At 65.3% G+C, this 17,522-nt stretch carries 13 protein-coding genes; 4 read left to right on the top strand and 9 right to left on the bottom strand.

Going from position 1 to position 17,522, the window contains the following annotated elements; translation table 11 throughout:
* Both OC373_RS04860 and OC373_RS04855 read right to left on the bottom strand, forming a co-directional pair.
* Complete coding sequence (locus OC373_RS04860; RefSeq protein WP_019185115.1) at positions 1-2,478, bottom strand: acyl-CoA dehydrogenase; 2,478 nt, start codon at positions 2,476-2,478, stop codon at positions 1-3.
* Positions 2,475-3,398 carry an alpha/beta hydrolase gene (locus tag OC373_RS04855; protein WP_261997169.1) on the bottom strand — a complete coding sequence of 308 codons (924 nt, stop codon included), beginning with the start codon at positions 3,396-3,398 and terminating at the stop codon, positions 2,475-2,477. The genes OC373_RS04860 and OC373_RS04855 overlap by 4 nt, the downstream gene beginning before the upstream one ends.
* Positions 3,399-3,537: 139 nt before the next feature.
* Between OC373_RS04855 and OC373_RS04850 the strand changes: the two genes are divergently transcribed.
* The gene (locus OC373_RS04850) at positions 3,538-4,140 is read left to right on the top strand and encodes a TetR/AcrR family transcriptional regulator (RefSeq protein ID WP_019185113.1); all 603 of its coding nucleotides are present in this window, start codon (positions 3,538-3,540) and stop codon (positions 4,138-4,140) included.
* 141 nt (positions 4,141-4,281) lie between these two features.
* Here the strand turns inward: OC373_RS04850 and OC373_RS04845 are convergent, their stop codons facing one another.
* The 3 genes from OC373_RS04845 to OC373_RS04835 form a co-directional block, all read right to left on the bottom strand.
* Positions 4,282-7,287, bottom strand: a complete 3,006-nt coding sequence (locus OC373_RS04845) for a TonB-dependent receptor (protein WP_070425732.1) — start codon at positions 7,285-7,287, stop codon at positions 4,282-4,284.
* Between the two features lie 351 nt (positions 7,288-7,638).
* Positions 7,639-8,463, bottom strand: coding sequence for a hypothetical protein (locus OC373_RS04840; protein WP_172838071.1), 825 nt, complete (start codon positions 8,461-8,463; stop codon positions 7,639-7,641).
* A 152-nt stretch (positions 8,464-8,615) separates the two neighbouring features.
* On the bottom strand, positions 8,616-9,512 hold the full coding sequence (locus OC373_RS04835; protein WP_070425730.1) for an Hsp33 family molecular chaperone HslO: 897 nt from the start codon (positions 9,510-9,512) through the stop codon (positions 8,616-8,618).
* 79 nt (positions 9,513-9,591) lie between these two features.
* On the opposite strand from OC373_RS04835, the gene mtgA reads away from it, so the two are divergent.
* The 3 genes from mtgA to OC373_RS04820 are packed head-to-tail and all read left to right on the top strand — an operon-like array spanning position 9,592 to position 11,788.
* Positions 9,592-10,338 carry a monofunctional biosynthetic peptidoglycan transglycosylase gene (gene mtgA / locus OC373_RS04830; RefSeq protein ID WP_261997168.1) on the top strand — a complete coding sequence of 249 codons (747 nt, stop codon included), beginning with the start codon at positions 9,592-9,594 and terminating at the stop codon, positions 10,336-10,338.
* Between the two features lie 39 nt (positions 10,339-10,377).
* Positions 10,378-11,397: a glycosyltransferase family 2 protein gene (locus OC373_RS04825; protein ID WP_070425729.1), complete on the top strand. Its 1,020-nt coding sequence runs from the start codon at positions 10,378-10,380 to the stop codon at positions 11,395-11,397.
* On the top strand, positions 11,357-11,788 hold the full coding sequence (locus tag OC373_RS04820) for a CBS domain-containing protein (protein WP_019185106.1): 432 nt from the start codon (positions 11,357-11,359) through the stop codon (positions 11,786-11,788). The genes OC373_RS04825 and OC373_RS04820 overlap by 41 nt, the downstream gene beginning before the upstream one ends.
* Before the next feature lie 63 nt (positions 11,789-11,851).
* Here OC373_RS04820 and OC373_RS04815 read toward each other — a convergent pair whose 3' ends face one another.
* From OC373_RS04815 to OC373_RS04800, 4 genes are all read right to left on the bottom strand, one after another.
* Positions 11,852-13,834, bottom strand: coding sequence for an AsmA family protein (locus OC373_RS04815; protein ID WP_070425728.1), 1,983 nt, complete (start codon positions 13,832-13,834; stop codon positions 11,852-11,854).
* Positions 13,835-14,116: 282 nt separating this feature from the next.
* Complete coding sequence (locus OC373_RS04810; RefSeq protein WP_026070085.1) at positions 14,117-14,755, bottom strand: hemolysin III family protein; 639 nt, start codon at positions 14,753-14,755, stop codon at positions 14,117-14,119.
* A 100-nt stretch (positions 14,756-14,855) separates the two neighbouring features.
* Positions 14,856-16,460, bottom strand: a complete 1,605-nt coding sequence (locus OC373_RS04805; RefSeq protein ID WP_070425727.1) for a peptide chain release factor 3 — start codon at positions 16,458-16,460, stop codon at positions 14,856-14,858.
* Positions 16,461-16,535: 75 nt separating this feature from the next.
* The gene (locus OC373_RS04800) at positions 16,536-17,438 is read right to left on the bottom strand and encodes a M23 family metallopeptidase (RefSeq protein ID WP_083279788.1); all 903 of its coding nucleotides are present in this window, start codon (positions 17,436-17,438) and stop codon (positions 16,536-16,538) included.
* Between the last annotated feature and the right edge of the window lie 84 nt (positions 17,439-17,522).

Below are 17,522 nucleotides of genomic sequence, written 5' to 3'. Positions count from 1 at the left end.
TCACGCGGCCTGGGATTGCGCGTCCGTCTGCTGGCGCTTGTAGTAGCCCGCCGAGCGCAGTTCTTCCGGATCGAAGTCGTCCACCGTGATGGTTTCCAGGGTGAGCGTGCGCAGCTCTTCGAGCAGGGTGCGCTCATCCTGGGTGATCACGCCTTCGGCCACGGCCTCGTCCAGCTGGGTAGCGAAGTCCAGCGCTTCGATGCCCTTGGTCTTGAGCGCCTTGATGAACTTGCGCTCGACCGGCTCGGCCATGATCGCCTTGGACAGGTAGCTGTTGATGCGGCCACCCGGGTTGTTCTCGCACGGCGTCAGGAACACACCACTGGCCAGGCGGTCACGGGCTTCGTTGGGCGCCATCAGCAGCGCGGCCACGCGGTGGCCCAGGCGGTCGCCCGGGGCCTCGGCACGGCGGCCGAACGGGAAGATCAGCGCCCACATCAGCCAACCGATCGGACGGATCGGGAAGTTGCGCAGCGCCGCCGACAGCGATTCTTCGATCTTGTGCACGCTGTCATGGAAGGCCCAGGCCAGCAGCGGCTGGTCGGCCGCCGGCGCGCCCTCGTCGTGGTAACGCTTGAGCATGGCGCTGGTCATGTAGATGTGGCTCAGCACATCGCCCAGGCGGCCGGACAGCGACTCCTTGAACTTCAGCTTGCCGCCGAGGGTCATCATCGAAATGTCGGCCATCAGCGCCAGGTTGGCCGAGTAGCGGTCCAGCTTGCGGAAGTAACGGCGGGTGTAGGCATCGCCCGGGGCGGCACCGAAGCGGGCGCCGGTGAGCCCGAACCAGAACGAACGCACGGCGTTGGAGATGCCGTAGCGGATGTGGCCGAACAGGCTGCGGTCGAATTCCTGCAGGCCGGCACGGGTGTCCGGATCCTGCGCGGCCTTCATTTCCTTCAGCACCCAGGGGTGGCACAGGATCGCACCCTGGCCGAAGATCAGCAGGCTGCGGGTCATGATGTTGGCGCCTTCGACCGTGATCGCGATCGGCGCGGCCTGCCAGCTGCGGCCGGCGAAGTTGCGCGGCCCCAGGATGATGCCCTTGCCGCCGATCACGTCCATCACATCGGAGATCACTTCACGGCTCATGGTCGTGCAGTGGTACTTGGCGATCGCCGACGGCACCGACGGCACGTCGCCGCGGTCCACCGCAGCGGCCGTGGCCTGGCACAGCGCGCTGATCGCATAGGCCTTGCCGCCAATGCGGGCCAGCGCCTCTTCCACGCCCTCGAAGCGGCCGACCGACAGGCCGAACTGCTTGCGGATGCGGGCATAGGCACCGGTCACCACCGCACCGGCCTTGGCACCACCGCTGGCGGTGGAGGGCAGGGTGATCGAGCGGCCCACGGCCAGGCACTCGTTGAGCATGTTCCAGCCCTTGCCGGCCTTCTCGGCGCCACCGATCAGCTGGGTCAGCGGGATGAAGACATCCTTGCCGCGGATCGGGCCGTTCTGGAAGGTCGAGTTGAGCGGGAAATGGCGACGGCCGATTTCCACACCGGCCGTGTCACGCGGCAGCAGCGCCAGGGTGATGCCGATGTCCCGGGTGCTGCCGATCAGGCCATCCGGGTCGTACATGCGGAAGGCCAGGCCGATCAGCGTGGCCACCGGGGCCAGGGTGATGTAGCGCTTGTCAAAGGTGAGCTTGACGCCGAGCACCTGCTCGCCGTTCCACTCGCCCTTGCAGACGATGCCGTAATCGGGAATCGAGGTCGCATCCGAACCGGCGAACGGACCGGTCAGGCCGAAGCACGGCACTTCACGGCCATCGGCCAGGCGCGGCAGGTACTGGTCCTTCTGCTCCTGGGTACCGTAATGGTTGAGCAGTTCGCCCGGGCCCAGCGAGTTCGGCACGCCGACGGTGGAGCTGACCACGCTCGACACCGAGGCCAGCTTCTGGATCACCTTGTGGTGGGCCAGCGCGCTGAAGCCCAGGCCGCCGTATTCCTTCGGAATGATCATGCCGAAGAACTTGTTCTTCTTGATGAAGCTCCACAGTTCCGGCGGCAAGTCGGCGTAAACGTGGGTGATTTCCCAGTCGTTGACCATCCTGCACAGCTCTTCGACCGGGCCATCCAGGAAGGCCTGTTCCTCGGCGGTGAGCTGCGGCTTGGGGTAGTTCAGCAGGATGTTCCAGTCCGGGTCACCGGTGAACAGCTCGCCTTCGAAACCGACCGAGCCGGTTTCCAGCGCGATGCGCTCGGTCTGCGACAGCGGCGGCAGCACCTTGCGGAACACCTTCATCATCGGTGCGGTCAGCAGCGGCTTGCGGATGAAGGGCAGCAGCAGCGGGACGGCGATCACCGCGACGATGGCCGCAGCCACGATCGTGGCGGTCTGGTTGACGTACGGGATGAACCAGCAGGCGGCCAGCAGCACCACACTGATGATCGTCCAGGTGATCAGGCGCATCCGGTGGTAGGCGACGAACGCACCTGCCAACAGGACGACGAGGAAGGGAACGACAATGCTCATGAGCGTGCTCCGGTGACGTGCTCGGTAATGGCGGACGATGCGACGGCGGAGGCCGAGGGCAACACGTCCAGATAGTCCAACACAGTAGCGGTAAAGGCGTTGTTGTCATCACCGGCGACCATATGCGTGGCCTCCGGCAGCTGCACGTGGCGTGCATGTGGCACCAACGCCAGGAACTCGGCCACCGTCTGCGGGGTGACCAGGGTGCTGCGGCCACCGCTGACCAGCAGCAGGGGGCATTTCACCTGGCGCGCCGCATCGGCAAGCGCGTCCTGGTGTCGTTCGCTGTCACGCGCCAGCTCGGCGACCAGGCGCGGATCCCAGTGCCAGCGCCAACGGCCGTGGCCGTCCTCGGGCAGCAATGCGCGCAGCGAATCTTCGGACTTGCGCGGACGGTGTGGCACGTAGGCGGAAATCACATCGGCCGCCTGCGACAGCGAGGCGAAGCCGTCCGGGTGCGCGGTCATGAACATCAGGATCTTTTCGACCCCGGCGGTATCCCAGCGCGGGGTGATATCAACCAGGACCATCGCCGAGAACAGGCCGGGCCAGCGTGACTCGGCGAGCAGGCCGAACAGGCCGCCCATCGACGCGGCGATCAGGATCGGCGGCTGCGGCTGTTCGCCGGCCAGCACGATCAGATCATCGGCGAACTGTTCGCCGTGGTAGGCAAGGTCGGCCGGGTTCCAGTCCGAATCGCCGTGGCCGCGTGCGTCGTAGGCCAGGGTCTGGTAACCGGCCTCGACCAGGGCGCTCGCGGTGGCATTCCAGGCGTGCCGGGTCTGGCCGAAGCCGTGGGCGAACATCACGGTGCCGCGACGTCCCGGGGGTGAGCGGGTCGCGGCGAGCACGGTGTCATGTGCGCCGGTCAGTCGCTCATCGTCAAAACGCGGCAGGGTAGAAGAAGAAGGAGTGACCATACTCGCTAGTATGGACCTGCCCTGTGCGATGTCAATACTTAGGAGTATGGTGTGTGTATCCCTTGTGCCAGCAGGCGTGAAGCGGCGTTTCACCGATTCACATACTGCAACCAACCCCGGCGTATGGTTAAATCCACCTATGAATGAACCCGAAGCTTCCGCCGGCGAGCCACGTGCCGGCCGCAACAGCCGCCTCAGTGCCGAAGACTGGGCCCAGGCCGCACTGGATCTGATTGCCGAACAAGGCGTGGGCGCGGTCGCGGTGGAGCCGCTGGCGCGGCGTCTGGGTGTCACCAAGGGCAGCTTCTACTGGCACTTCCCCTCGCGCGACGCGTTGCTGCAGGCGGCGCTGGAGCGTTGGGAACTGTTCGAGCAGGAGCAGGTCTTCGGTAGCCTGGCCGATGTCACCGATCCGCGCGTACGCCTGCGCCAGCTGTTCCAGGTGGTCGCGCATGAAGTGCAGCCGCACATCATCTACAGCGAACTGCTCAAGGCGCTCGATCACCCGATGGTGCGCCCGGTCATCGACCGTGTTTCGCACCGGCGCCTGGAGTATCTGGTCGCCTCGTTCCGCCAGGCCGGCCTGAGCCGTACCGATGCGCAGCACCGTGCGCGGTTGGCCTACGCGGCCTATGTGGGTTTCCTGCAGCTGTCGCTGCAGCTGCAGCAGCCCAAGCAGGCCCGCGAGGATTTCGAAGCCTATGTGGAGCACGTGATCGAGACGTTGATTCCGCTCGGTTGACCGGCCCGTGACAGGCATGCAGAAGGCCGCGGAAACGCGGCCTTTTCTGTGCGCGCCGTTTGCCGGACGCGGGCACCGCCACAAAAAAACAACGGCCCCTTTCGGGGCCGTTGGATCAGACGTTGTTGATCAGTGGATCGATCAGAACTTCTGCGAGTACTTCATGTACAGGAAGCGACCGATGTCGTAGCCGCCGTAGTACGAGAAGTTCGAGCTCGGCTGCGAGGTCATCATCGGGCCGACCTTGTTGAACACGTTGTTGGCACCCACGGCGACGGTGGCGTTCCACGGGGTGGCATAGGACACCTGCACGTCGTGGAAGGTCACTGCACCCAGCTCGGTCTTCGGCGAGATCACGCCCAAGGTGTCCGGTGCGCTGTAGTTGGGCAGCGTGCAACGGGTGGCGAAGCGGCAGTTTTCCTTGGTACCGGAGTAGTAACGCAGGTTCCAGTTGACCGACAGGTCGTTCATGCTCCAGCCCAGGCCCAGGTTCGAGCGCACGCGGAAGAATGCACCGAAGCCATTGTTCTGTGCCGGCACGGCGTCGGCATCGTCCGTGGACTTCTCTTCGTACTTGCCCACGTACGTGGTGGCCGACTTGGCCGAGAAGCGGCCGAAATCGGTATCACGGCTGTAGCTGATGTCGAAGTCGAAGCCTTCGGTTTCGGTGTAACCGGCGTTGCGGTTGCCGTAGTTCAGGGTGCCCACGATGTTGCCGTTGTTCGGGTCACGGCTGAACATCGAGCAGCGCGATTCGATCAGGCGGACATAGCAGTCTTCCATGATCAGGTTCGGGCTGTCGCTGACGATCGTGTTGTCGATGCGGATGCTCCACCAATCCACACCCACGCTCAGGCCGGTGACGTAGCTCGGGCTGTACACGAAGCCGACCGTCTTGGACTCGGAGGTTTCCGGGGTCAGGTTCGGGTTCGAGCCGGAGTTGAACGGCACCGGGCTCTGTGCGGCACGGCCGGTCGTCGGGACAAAGCCCTGCGACAGCTGGCGGTAGCCCTGGCCGACATCCTGGACGCAGCGTGCGCTGCCGCGGACGTCGCCGTAGACGCTGTCGCACGGATCGACGAAGTTGGTCGGGAAGGTCTGCGAGGTGCCGCCGTACAGGTCACCGATGGTCGGGGCGCGGAAGCCCTCGGCATAGGTGGCACGGACCAGCAGGTCGTCGATCGGACGCCACTTCAGGCCGAACTTGTTGTTGGTGGTGTCACCGAAGCTGGTGAAGTCCGAGTAACGGGTGGCCACGTCCAGGGTCAGTTCCTTGGCGAACGCCAGATCCGCCAGGATCGGGATGTTCAATTCCAGGTAGAACTCATCCAGGGCATAGGAACCCTTGGTCGGACCGGACGCCAGGTTGGTCGAGTCACCCGACTGGGCGATCGCATCCGGGTTGAAGGCGCCGCTTTCCTTGCGGTATTCGTAACCGATCGCGAAGCCCAGATCGCCGGCCGGCAGCGGCACGATGGTGCCGGACAGGTTGGCGAAGTAGTTGTGGGTGCTGGTCTTGCCCGTGGCGTGCTCTTCGCGGAACAGGTAGTTCTGCACGTTCGGATCGCCCAGCGAGTACTGTTCGCTGCCTGCGCCGTAACCGGCATACGGGTTCCACGGCACGCAGCCGGCGATCTCGTTGCCCGGGGTACCGCAGACGACCTGGCCGGCGGCGTTCAGGAACGACGGGCCCACAGCCGCGGCGACGGCCGGGATGTAGAAGTTGCCGTTGTTGATCAGCAGGCTGTCGTTTTCGTTGTACAGCGCACCGACATCCCAGTTGAAGAAGCGGTCACCGATTTCGAAGGAGCCTTCCAGTGCCGCGGCGAAACGCCAGGTGGTCAGGGTCGAATCGGTGGTACGCGGAACTTCCCAGCCACGGCGACGGAAGTCGACGTCGTTGGTCTGCAGGAACAGCGGGTCGCCATTGGCATCGACGTAGCTCGCAACGTCGGCCTGGTAGAAGTCACGATTGCCGTTCGGGTTGAAGTAGCTGCCGTTGCTGACCAGGGTGCGGCTGCCATCCGGGTTGGTCTGGTAGACCGCGCCGGCCATCGGCACGCCGAAGGCGGACGACTGCAGCGGATAACCGGCGATCTGACGCTGCGACTGACGCTTGGTGTAGGACAGGTCCGTGGTGAAGCGGACGTTGTCGGTGATGTCGTAGTTGCCGCTGACGAACAGCGAACGACGCTCCAGCGGGGTCAGCAGGTGCATCTGATCGGACGAACGGCTCTGGTCCGCAGCGGTCTGCGGGTGGAAGTCGTTGGCACCGATGGCATCGCTGCCCTGGTTGGCGACCGACCAGGCGGCGCTGCGACGGACCGGGTTACCCTGGGCGTTGAGCACCAGTGCGCCCGCGGCGTTGCGGTTGAACTGGTTGGCAAAGCGGTTGTAGTTACCGTACTGGCCGACCGGGGTCAGCGAGGAAGCCGGATCCCAATCCGGGTAGGTGTCGGCCGTGAACGGACGATCCTTGGCCCACACGCCTTCTTCCTTGTGGTACTCGGCGCCGACGGTCAGCGAGCCGCGGTCACCGGAGAAGCCCATGACGAAGTCGTAGGTTTCCTTCTCGCCGTCGCCCTGGCTGTACTGGCCCTTGTAGACGTTGGCTTCCAGGCCATCGAAGTTCTTGCGGGTGATGATGTTGATCACGCCGGCCATTGCGTCCGAGCCGTAGATCGACGAGGCGCCGTCCTTCAGCACGTCGATGCGCTCGACCATCGAGGTCGGGATGATCGAGATGTCCTGGTAACCATCCGGGCTGATGCCCAGGCGCTTGCCATTGACCAGCACCAGCGTGCGCTGTGCGCCGAGGTTGCGCAGGTCGATGTACTGACCACCGGCTTCCTGGTTGGAGGTCAGCGGCGAGGAGCGGCTGAAGTTCGGGCTACCGGCGGCGGAGATGTTCTGCAGGATGTCGCCGACCGAGCTGAAGCCCTGGTTCTGGATATCCGCACGCGAGATGGTCAGCACCGGCTGGGCGGTTTCCACGTCAACCTGGCGGATGCGCGAACCGGTGACCGAGATGCGGTCCAGATTGGTGGTGCCAGTGGCTTCCTGAGCGACGGCGCTGCCGGTGCCGGCAGCGCTGGCGATCAGCGCGAGGACGACGGCGTCGCGCAGTTTGTTGCTGTTGCGGTTCATTGGGCTCTCTCTCCAAGTTGACTTGGGTGCAACGTGTTGGGATGGGCTTCAGCGCGGGGACGAAAGGCGTTCCCAATCCGTGAAGCTGACTCGATAGTAACCACGTGCAACTAAAAATTAAAGAGCCGTTAATGTTCCATGTGATTTAGGTGAAATTCGGCAAAGCCTTTGCAGCGTAAGGCTCTAAGCGATATCTACAGCCTAAAACGTCTCATTTGTTAAGATTTTTGTTAAAAAAAATTCACCCTGAATGGGCCGTGCGTGCCCTTGACACCCAGCCCAAACGAAAAAAGGCGCCTCATGGAGGCGCCCTTCGGGTGACGTGTATTGACGGGTCGTCGCAAAGACAGGTCAGAGATCCTGCTCGTACCGCACATAGGGCACGGTGCCCTCGTCAGTGCTCTCGTTGCGGGGGGCGAACGGGTTCTTGCCGCGGGTGACCACGTTCTCGGCGCCCACGGTGAGCTGACCGCTCCACGGCGTGCGCCAGGTCAGGCCGACCCCCAGCCCTTCCCACTTGCCCGGCTGGCCGGGAACATCGACCACGCGGCCAATGATGTTGCCGCTGAAGTTGCCATAGCCGGCACCGATGGTGAGGCTTTTGCTGTCCCAGCGGTCGACGATCGCCGGCGAAGCGTCCGCGATGGGCACCAGACGCGCCTTGGCATAGGTGCCACCGATGGAGACGAAGCCTTCGCGGCCGATGTTCTTCTGCCCGAAGACGGTCAGATCGTTCTGTTCGGCGCGCAGCGAGGGCGATTTGTTCGGGCCGGCCAGCCAGGCCGGCAGGGTGTCACGGCCGCTGCCGGCGGTGATGCCCACGCGGCCGCCGGGGCGGTTGAACGCGGCGGTGCCGCTGACCCGACGGCTGAGCGTGTTGTCTTCTTCATCGCCCAAGGTGGCCAGCATGCAATGGCTGGCCAATCCGCTGATGCTGGTGCCGCGGCTGCTGTTGCACAGCAGGCCCAGCGAGTCACCCGAGGACAGGCCGAAGGCCGCGTCCAGCGAACTGCGGCCGAAATGCCAGCGGGCCCCTGCGGCCTGTTCGCCGGTCGGTTCCAGGTAGAGCAGCGCTTCGACCTTGCCACTGCCTTTGTTCCAGACCGGCAGCACCGTGCCGTCCTGCTTGCCCTTGGCCTGCGCATGCGCGCCCGGGATCGCGCCTAGGGCGATCATCAGGGCCAGCGGTAGACGCAGAAGGGGATGCATGGGAACTCTCAGACAAGCGCAGTGAACACAAGTTCCCGCCGAAGCGGGACATTGATCCTAGGGCGTTTATGATTTCTTAACAAGTCTTGGTTCTCCCCAGAACAAAACGCTTGCCAAGTTTACTGAAGCCGTTCAGGTGCCGGCGAGGATACATCCATCTCACGGAACAGTATGTCGAATTCCGTCAACGGGAAGTGATACTCCTGCCCGCAGAATTCGCAACGCACTTCCACCGCGCCAGTGGGCTCGGCGGCGGCGCGGGCCTCCTCTTCGCCAATGGACTGCAGCATGCCTGCCACCCGCTCACGCGAGCAGGAGCACGCAAAGCGCAGGGCCTTGTCGCCCAGCAGTTCCGGCGTCTCTTCATGGAAGAGGCGGTGCAGCAGATCGTGGCCGGGCACCTCGAGCAGTTCCTGCTTGCCCAGGGTCTCGAACAGTGCGCTGGCCCGCGACCAGCCGTCCTGGTCGCCTTCATCGCCGGGCAGCTTCTGCAGCAGCAGGCCGGCGGCGCGGGTGCCATCGGCGGCCAGCAGCAGACGGGTCGGCAACTGCTCGGACTGGCGGAAATAGTCTTCGAAGGCTTCGTCAAGGCCGGCCGCGGTCAAGCCGACCAAGCTTTGGTAGCGCTGCGGTTCGCGCGGATCCAGGCCGGGGTTTTCGATGGTGATCGCCAGCAGCGCATCCTCACCCAGCGCGGTCAGATCACGCGGGGCATCGCCACCGCCCTCGGCCAGCTGGACGATGCCGCGCAGGGTGCCGGCCGCGGTGCACTCGGCGAACAGGGTGCGCATCGCAGTGTTGCTGCGCAGCTGGATCGACAGGCGGCCATCGACCTTGGTGTGGCCGGTGAACAGCGCCGAGGCCACGCTGGCCTCGCCGAGCAGCTCGGCGGCGCCCGGCGGGTAGACCGCATGCGAGAGGATCTCCCGCCAGGTGTCATCGAGGTGCACATGCACGCCGCGGACGCCGGCATCGGGGAGCAGGAAACGGACAAGGGAGTCGGATTGGGCGGTCATCGGTTCGGTGGCTGCGCGAAAGGAGTGCCGGTTGCCGGATAATGCGCCGACAACCGTGCAAGTAAAGGATGCACCAGTAATGGGGGCAGAGCGCAGCAACCTCAAGGTCGAACCGGATCTGGAACCGTCACCGCGGCGCCGCTGGCGCTGGCGCCGCCTGCTGTGGCTGCCAGTGCTGTTCGTCGGGTTCAGTGTGCTGCAGGTGCTGGTCCTGCGTTTCATCGACCCGCCGGTTTCCAGCGTGATGCTGTGGCGCTACGGCGAGGCGCTGGGGGAGGGTGACTGGAGCTATCGGTTGCATTACCACTGGCGCGATCTGGACCAGATGGCGCCAAGCCTGCCGATTTCGCTGGTGGCTGCCGAGGATCAGCGTTTCCCGGAGCACAATGGTTTCGACCTGCAGGCCATCGAAAAGGCGCGTGACCACAACGCGCGCGGCGGGCGGCTGCGCGGGGCCAGCACGATCAGCCAGCAGGTCGCCAAGAATCTGTTCCTGTGGCAGGGCCGCAGCTGGATCCGCAAGGGGCTGGAGGTCTGGTACACGGTACTGATCGAAGCGCTGTGGCCGAAGTCGCGCATCCTGGAGATGTACGCCAACATCGCCGAGTTCGGCGATGGCATCTATGGCGCGCAGGCCGCGTCGCAGCAGTATTGGAACAAGGACGCGTCCCGGCTGAGCCCGGCCGAAAGTGCGCGGCTCGCGGCGGGGCCCCCGCCCCGCCGTTACAGCGCAGCCAAGCCCGGCCCGTACGTGCAGCGCCGCGCCGCCTGGATCCAGCGGCAGGCCCGTCAGCTCGGGGGAGGGGCGTACCTCGGCGAGGAGTGAGCATTCATGCATGTGATTGGCTGACGCTACAATCGCCGCATGACCAGCCCTCGCCTGACCGTCGTCGTCGCCGCCCACAACGAAGCGCTCGCCCTGCCGATGCTGCACCCGCGCCTGCGCGCAGTGCTGGCTGGGCTGGAGGGCATCGACGGCCGCGTGCTGTATGTGGATGACGGCAGCACGGACACCACCTGGGCCGTCATGCAGGCATTGGCCGCCGAGGATTCGTGCGTCGGCGTACTGCGGTTGTCGCGCAACTTCGGCAAAGAGGCCGCGCTCACGGCGGGGCTGGATTTCGTCGACGACGGCGCGGTGATGATCCTCGACGCCGATGGCCAGGATCCGCCGGAACTGATTCCCGAGTTCGTCGCGCTGTGGCAGCAGGGCTATGACAATGTCTATGGCACGCGCCTGGCGCGCGATGGCGAGAGCTGGCTCAAGCGCTCCACCGCCAAGGCGTTCTATCGGGTGATCGGGCGGCTGTCCAAAACGCCGATCCCGGCCGACACCGGTGATTTCCGGCTGCTGTCGCCGCGCGCGGTTCAGGCACTGGGCCAGCTGCGTGAGCGCCACCGGTTCATGAAAGGACTGTTCGGCTGGGTGGGTTTCCGCCGCAAGGCCTTGCCCTACCATCGGCATGCGCGGCTGGTGGGTGAGAGCAAATTCGGCTTCTGGCGGCTATGGAATTTCGCCCTGGAAGGGATCACCGGATTCTCCACCGCGCCGCTGCGGGTGACCACCTATCTGGGCCTGGCCGCAGCGACGTTCGCGTTCGTGTTCGCGCTGGTGGTGGTGTCCAAGGCAGCGCTGTACGGCGACCGCGTTGCGGGCTGGCCGACCATGATGGCGGTGATCCTGTTCCTGGGCGGCATACAGCTGATCGCCCTGGGCCTGATTGGTGAGTACCTGGGCCGGCTATACGAGGAATCCAAGCAGCGCCCGCTGTACCTGATTGACACCTGGCAGGCCCCGTTCGTGGCAGACTCGGCCGTGCATCCCATCGGTGGAGAGCAGCGAGATGACCACGGTACGGCAGCTGTTGGAAGGCAAGTCCCCTGAGGTATTCGCCGTCACCCCGAGCTCGGCGGTGATCGACGCCATCCGGTTGATGGCCCAGAAGGGCATCGGCGCGGTGCTGGTGATGGAGGGCCGGCAACTGGTCGGCATCCTTTCAGAGCGCGACTACGCACGGAAGATCGTGCTGCACGAACGCTCGTCCCGGACGACCGAAGTCCGCGAGATCATGACCCCCAAAGTGGTGACCGTCGCCCCTGGCGAGCAGGTCGAGCACTGCCTGCAGCTGGTGACCGATTACCGCATCCGCCACCTTCCGGTGGTTGATGGCACGGGTGTGCTCGGGGTGATCTCGATCGGTGATCTGGTCAAGGCGGTCATCGACGAGCAGGCGCAGAAACTGGATCAACTGCAGCAGTACATCGTTGCCGGTTGAGCGTGGCCGCGCGCGGCGGGGCAGGCCGACGCAGCGTCGGTCCCTGCCCGGATGGCCCCGCGCTTACTTGGCGTAACGGCCGCCGCAGTTGCTGTCCTCGCCCGGGCCGGTCTCGATGGTGGCCAGCAGCGCGGCAGGCGGAGCGATGCTGCCCAGCGCCAGCGCGATCGCCCCACGGATGCCCAGCGCCTTGAAGTCCGGGCGGAACGAGGGATCCTTGAAGGTGCCGCCGATGCGCAGCGGCGAGCGCAGCGCCAGAATGCTCATGTCCTTCGGGCGCGGGCGCAGCAGCAGGTCCAGCTGCTCCTGTTTCAGATCGACCTTGCCTTCGCCGACGATCAACGTATCGGTGGTATCGAAGGCCAGCGAGCGCGACTGCATCACGCCGTTGTCGACACCGAAGTCGCCCCACGCGCAGCGCAGCGGAATCTGCTTGTCGCCGGTGAACAGGAACTTCAGTGATTCGGCGACATCCAGGCCGGCCAGTTCCATGATCAGATTGCCGACATGGCCGCGGCCGATCCCGACCGCCACGGTGCCATCAGAGCTGCCCAGCATCGCCGCGACGGAGTTGCCCTGGCCGGTCAGTTTGACGTCGCCACTGATGCCGCCGGAGGCCTGTTCGGCCAGCTTCGCATCAGGGAACAGCTTGCCCAGCTGCACCTTGCGGATGGTGGCCTGCAACTGCGTGGAGATCGCCTGCTTGCGCGCATCCATGCGGATCGTACTGCGGATGTCGCCGCCGGCCACGCCGAAGTTCAACGGCTCCAGGCGCAGCAGCCCGTCATTGAGCTTGAGGTGGGCATCCATGTCATCCAGCGGCAGCGTCGGCGAATTGATGCGCTGCGCCTTCCAGCGCACGTCGGCGTCCATCGCACGCAGTTTGGACAGGTTGTACGGCGTGTCCGGCAACACCTTGGCACTGGCCGCCAGCGCGGCCGCCTTGGCCTTCTGCTCGGCATTGGCCGACTCTCCGGCACCGGTCTTCGGCGGTGCCCCGATGAAGCCGGCCAGATCGTCGAAGTCCAGCCGCTTGGAGACCAGATCCGCGGTCAGGAATGGGCGCTCGCCACTGACATCGATCTGCGCGGTCCCGCCCAGGTCACTGTCGCCGGCGGTGCCGGTGAACGACTCATAGCGCCAGACCGCGTTGTTGCGCTTCAAGCGGCCCTTGAGCTTGTACGGCGGCGTGGACGGCATCGCCACGCCGATCAGCGGGAACAGATCCTCCATGTCCTGACCGCTCAGCATCAGCTCCAGATCGAATACCCGCAGCTGGAAGGGATTGGTGAGCGTGCCGCTGGCGATCGCATGCGTGTTCCCCGCGCGCCCATCCAGATGGATGCGGAAAGGATGCCCCGTATTGGTCAGCTCCAGCGGCGACTCGGTATTGCCATTGAGCGAGAATGGATTGCCCTGCCAGCGTCCCTTGCCCTTCACCAGCAATGGTGGGCCACTGTCCTTGTCCCGCGGCTTGCCGCTGTTGAGCGAAACCAGCACATCCGTCCTGCCGGCCGTGTCCTTGAACTGCAGGCGCCCATCTTCGATCAGCAACCGTTGCAGCACCGGCGGGTCACCGTCGCTCGGGCCCAGGAAATCCCAGTTGCCCGGCTGATTCTTCCCCGGCGCGGTTTCCAGCAGCAGATCCGGCCGCGTCAAGCGGATCTCCGGAATCCGCACCTGCCCGCGCAGCAAGGGCCACACCCGCAGATCGATCTCTGCCCGATCCGCCGTCGCCATCTGCGGCTGCTTGGCCCAGGTCGCATTCGCGAACGTCAGCCCATCGCCTCGCACGGTCGTCACCCGGCCCAGATCGACATCCAGATTCCCATTGATATGGAACTCCCGCCCGGTCTTGGCCTGCACCGCCCGTTCGACCGGCCCCTTGAACCAGTTCCAGTCCCACAACGCGATCAGGATCAACAGTGCCGCGAACAGAAACACGAGAATCGCCAGCCACCGCTGCCCCCGCTTGCCAGGACGGCGCCAGTGCCAGCGGGAACGGGAAGCGGCATCGGACGGAGCAGGGGAGGGGACAGTATTCACATCCCCATGGTTGCCCTTGCATCGTGCAGGCAGCGCGAAGCATTGGTAAGCGTAGTGTCAGGGTGGCTGGAGGATTGCCTTCAACCACCCGGCGCATGGCGCGGACAGTACTGGATCAGACAGCCATGCCGTTGACCTTTCCGTGCGCGCCAACCCACCCGTGCCGCCCCAGCCTGGCGCATGCCTGAAGCCTTGGCTGCTTTCGCTTTCGCTGCTTCTGCCGCTGTTGCTGTTGCTGTTGCTGGTGTCGTTGCCGATGCTCTTACTGCAGGAAAACAACACTCAAAGAATCTGCGCCGTCACCGCAACGAAGTGGCACACACTCCCGCCGATCACGAACAGATGCCAGATCGCATGCGAATACGGCACCGACTCCCGGTGATAGAACACCGTCCCCAGCGTATAGAACACGCCGCCGGCCAACAGCCACCCCAGCGTCCACGCATCCAACGAGTTCCACATCGGCTTGATCGCCACCATCACCATCCAGCCCATCGCGATATAGATGATCGTCGAGAGCAGCTTGAACCGGCCCGTATAGAACAACTTGAAGACCACCCCGAACAGCGCCAGCGCCCAGATCGCAGTGAACATCCCCCAGCCCCAGGGGCCGCGCAGGCCGATCAGCGTGAACGGCGTATAGGTGCCGGCGATCAGCAGGTAGATCGCACAGTGATCGAACACCTTCAGCCGGCCCTTCGCGATCGGATGCTGGATCGCGTGGTAGAGCGTCGAGGCCGTGTACAACAGCAGCAGTGCCACCCCGAACACGATCGCGCTGGCCAACTGCCAACCGTCGCCATAGATGGCGGCCAGGGTGATCAGCACCGCACTACCGGCCAGTGCAGCGACGGCGCCAAGCCCGTGGGTCAGGGCGCTGGCGATTTCTTCTCGAACGGAAACGACAGAGGTCATGGCGATGATGGGAGATGCGGGGAGGGGGAGCCCGCTCCCCCCTATCATCGCCGCGATGGCGCGCGCATGCACGCGCGCCTGTTCAGCCGGCAGCGCGGTCGCGCGATCAGCCGACCGAGACGCTGTGCGCCGCTTCGCGCGTCGCCGCGAAGCGCACGTCCGGCGCACGTTCCTGGGCCAGCTGCAGATTGACCCGGGTCGGTGCCAGGTACACCAGCTGCCCGGCGGCGTCGATGCTGAGGTTGCCCGCGTTCTTCTCGCGGAACTCTTCCAGCTTCTTTTCGTTGTTGCAGGTGACCCAGCGCGCCGTGGTCACGCTGACCGGCTCGAAGGTCGCTTCCACGCCGTACTCATCCTTCAGGCGGTATGCCGCCACATCGAACTGCAGCACACCCACCGCGCCCAGGATCAGGTCGTTGCTCATCAGCGGGCGGAAGAACTGGGTGGCACCCTCTTCGGACAGCTGCGCCAGGCCCTTCTGCAGCTGCTTGAGCTTGAGCGGATCGCGCAGGCGTGCGCGGCGGAACAGTTCCGGCGCGAAGTTCGGGATGCCCGTGAAGCTGACCGCTTCGCCTTCGGTGAAGGTGTCACCGATGGAGATCGTGCCGTGGTTGTGGATGCCGATCACATCGCCCGGCCACGCCTCGGCGGCGATCTCGCGGTCGCTGGCCATGAAGGTCAGCGCATTGGCCAGCTTCATTTCCTTGCCGGTGCGCACATGGAAGGTCTTCATGCCGGCCACGAAACGGCCCGAGCACACCCGCATGAACGCGACGCGGTCGCGGTGCTGCGGGTCCATGTTCGCCTGGATCTTGAACACGAAACCGGTCAGCTTGTTTTCCTCCGGCGCGATCACCCGGCCGGTGGTGGCGCGCGGCTGCGGCGAGGGCGCGTGCTCGACGAAGAAGTCCAGCAGCGGCTGCACGCCGAAGTTGTTCACGCCCGAACCGAAGAACACCGGCGTCTGCTTGCCGGCCAGGTAGGCCTCCACGTCGAAGGGATGGCTGGCGCCCTGCACCAGCTCCAGCTCGTCGCGCAGATCGGCCAGCATGCGCTCACCGATCTTCTCGGCCAGCCCAGGCGAATCGATCGAGGGGAAGATGGTCGAATCCTGGCGGGTGAAGTTGCGGCCCTGCTCATACAGGTGCACTTCGCCGCTGATCAGGTGGACCACGCCCTTCAGGCGCTGGCCCATGCCGATCGGCCAGGTCACGGGTGCGCACTGGATGCCCAGCACGCTTTCCACTTCATCCAGCAGATCGATCGGCTCCTTGCCCTCGCGGTCGAGCTTGTTGATGAAGGTCATGATCGGCGTGTCGCGCAGCCGGCAGACTTCCATCAGCTTGATGGTGCGCTCTTCCACGCCCTTGGCCACGTCGATCACCATCAGCGCCGAGTCCACCGCGGTGAGCACGCGGTAGGTGTCCTCGCCGAAGTCGGCGTGGCCGGGGGTATCAAGCAGGTTGACGATCTTGCCTTCGTACGGGAACTGCATCACCGAGGAGGTCACCGAGATGCCGCGCTCTTTTTCCAGCGCCATCCAGTCGGAGGTCGCATGGCGCGCGGCCTTGCGTCCCTTGACCGAACCGGCCATCTGGATCGCACCGCCGAACAGCAGCAGCTTTTCGGTCAGCGTGGTCTTGCCGGCGTCAGGATGGGAAATGATGGCGAAGGTGCGGCGGCGCGCAGCTTCGGTAGCGACTTCGGACATGGCGTGACGCGCCCGCCCGGGGCGCTTTTCATGGAGATGAGCCGCCCAGTATAGCGGGGGCGGGCATGACCGGGGTCAGTGAAGGGCGGACGCCCCGGTCTCATCGGCGGCGCGGGCGAAGCGCAGCTCGCCCTGCGGGCTGACAATCCGGGCCGGAATCGAGCGCAGCCGCATCCCTGCATTGACCTGGACTGCGAAATGCAGATGCGGCGCGGCGCTGTAGCCGGTATTGCCCGACAGGCCGATGCGCTGCCCGGCCTGGACCTGCTCGCCCTGGCGGACCAGCGCGCCGTTGTGCTGCAGGTGGGCGTACACGGCCATGCTGCCGTCCTCGTGCAGCACCCGCACCAGGTTGGCCCGGCCCAGATCGTGGTCGCGGTCCTGGCCATTGCCCTGGAAATCAGTCTGGACCTGCATGACGGTTCCCGCCCGCGCCGCGAGCACGGCCGTGCCCTCGGGCAGCGCGAAGTCGATGGCGTCGCGGTTTTCCGCGTCGCCGTGGCTGAAACGACCCTGCGGCGCCTGGCTGACCTGGATGCGGGCGGCGTCAAACGGCAGTTGGTAGGCCACGTCCTGCGGGCGGGCGGTGGGATCGCCGGGAACGGCGGTCAGCGCCAGCCGGATCGTCGTCGTGCCGGCCGGCGGCTGGACGTGGACCACCACGACGCTGGCCGAAGCGGCCACCACGGTCTGCACGGGGAGCCCGGGCAGGGCGGGGGCACCGGGTGAGGATGCCAGTGCGACCTGGACCGGCCCCGCCAGGCGGTTGTCGACGCGTGCCTGCCAACGGTCGCCTTCCCCCTCCAGGGTCAGCACCGCCAAGGCCGGCGCACCTGCCTGGCCGGCCGGTTGGACGGCGGTGGCGGGCGTCGGCCGGTCGATCCGCCAGCCGTCCCGCCAGTTTGCGCCCGGGCCGGCCCAGGCGTTCAGCGCCGCCAGGATCAACACGGTCAGTGCGGGCAGACGCAGGCAGCGCAAGGCATTCGCCGGTAAGCAGGGAAGATGGAGTATGCGTGACTGATGATGATCTGGAATATATATCTCTTCATGCCGATGAAGGGA

The organism is Stenotrophomonas sp. Ste96, from assembly GCF_024519495.1.
GTDB classification, from domain to species: Bacteria; Pseudomonadota; Gammaproteobacteria; order Xanthomonadales; family Xanthomonadaceae; genus Stenotrophomonas; species Stenotrophomonas bentonitica_A.
This window is presented reverse-complemented; position numbering and strand designations above follow the sequence as displayed.

What these genes read in the sequence shown, in the direction of transcription:
- OC373_RS04835 (WP_070425730.1), bottom strand. Translation starts at nt 9,512, where the DNA reads ATGACCGCCCAATCCGACTCCCTTGTCCGTTTCCTGCTCCCCGATGCC.
- OC373_RS04825 (WP_070425729.1), top strand. Translation starts at nt 10,378, where the DNA reads ATGACCAGCCCTCGCCTGACCGTCGTCGTCGCCGCCCACAACGAAGCG.
- OC373_RS04805 (WP_070425727.1), bottom strand. Translation starts at nt 16,460, where the DNA reads ATGTCCGAAGTCGCTACCGAAGCTGCGCGCCGCCGCACCTTCGCCATC.
- OC373_RS04850 (WP_019185113.1), top strand. Translation starts at nt 3,538, where the DNA reads ATGAATGAACCCGAAGCTTCCGCCGGCGAGCCACGTGCCGGCCGCAAC.
- OC373_RS04860 (WP_019185115.1), bottom strand. Translation starts at nt 2,478, where the DNA reads ATGAGCATTGTCGTTCCCTTCCTCGTCGTCCTGTTGGCAGGTGCGTTC.
- OC373_RS04845 (WP_070425732.1), bottom strand. Translation starts at nt 7,287, where the DNA reads ATGAACCGCAACAGCAACAAACTGCGCGACGCCGTCGTCCTCGCGCTG.
- OC373_RS04840 (WP_172838071.1), bottom strand. Translation starts at nt 8,463, where the DNA reads ATGATCGCCCTAGGCGCGATCCCGGGCGCGCATGCGCAGGCCAAGGGC.
- mtgA (WP_261997168.1), top strand. Translation starts at nt 9,592, where the DNA reads ATGGGGGCAGAGCGCAGCAACCTCAAGGTCGAACCGGATCTGGAACCG.
- OC373_RS04855 (WP_261997169.1), bottom strand. Translation starts at nt 3,398, where the DNA reads ATGGTCACTCCTTCTTCTTCTACCCTGCCGCGTTTTGACGATGAGCGA.
- OC373_RS04820 (WP_019185106.1), top strand. Translation starts at nt 11,357, where the DNA reads ATGACCACGGTACGGCAGCTGTTGGAAGGCAAGTCCCCTGAGGTATTC.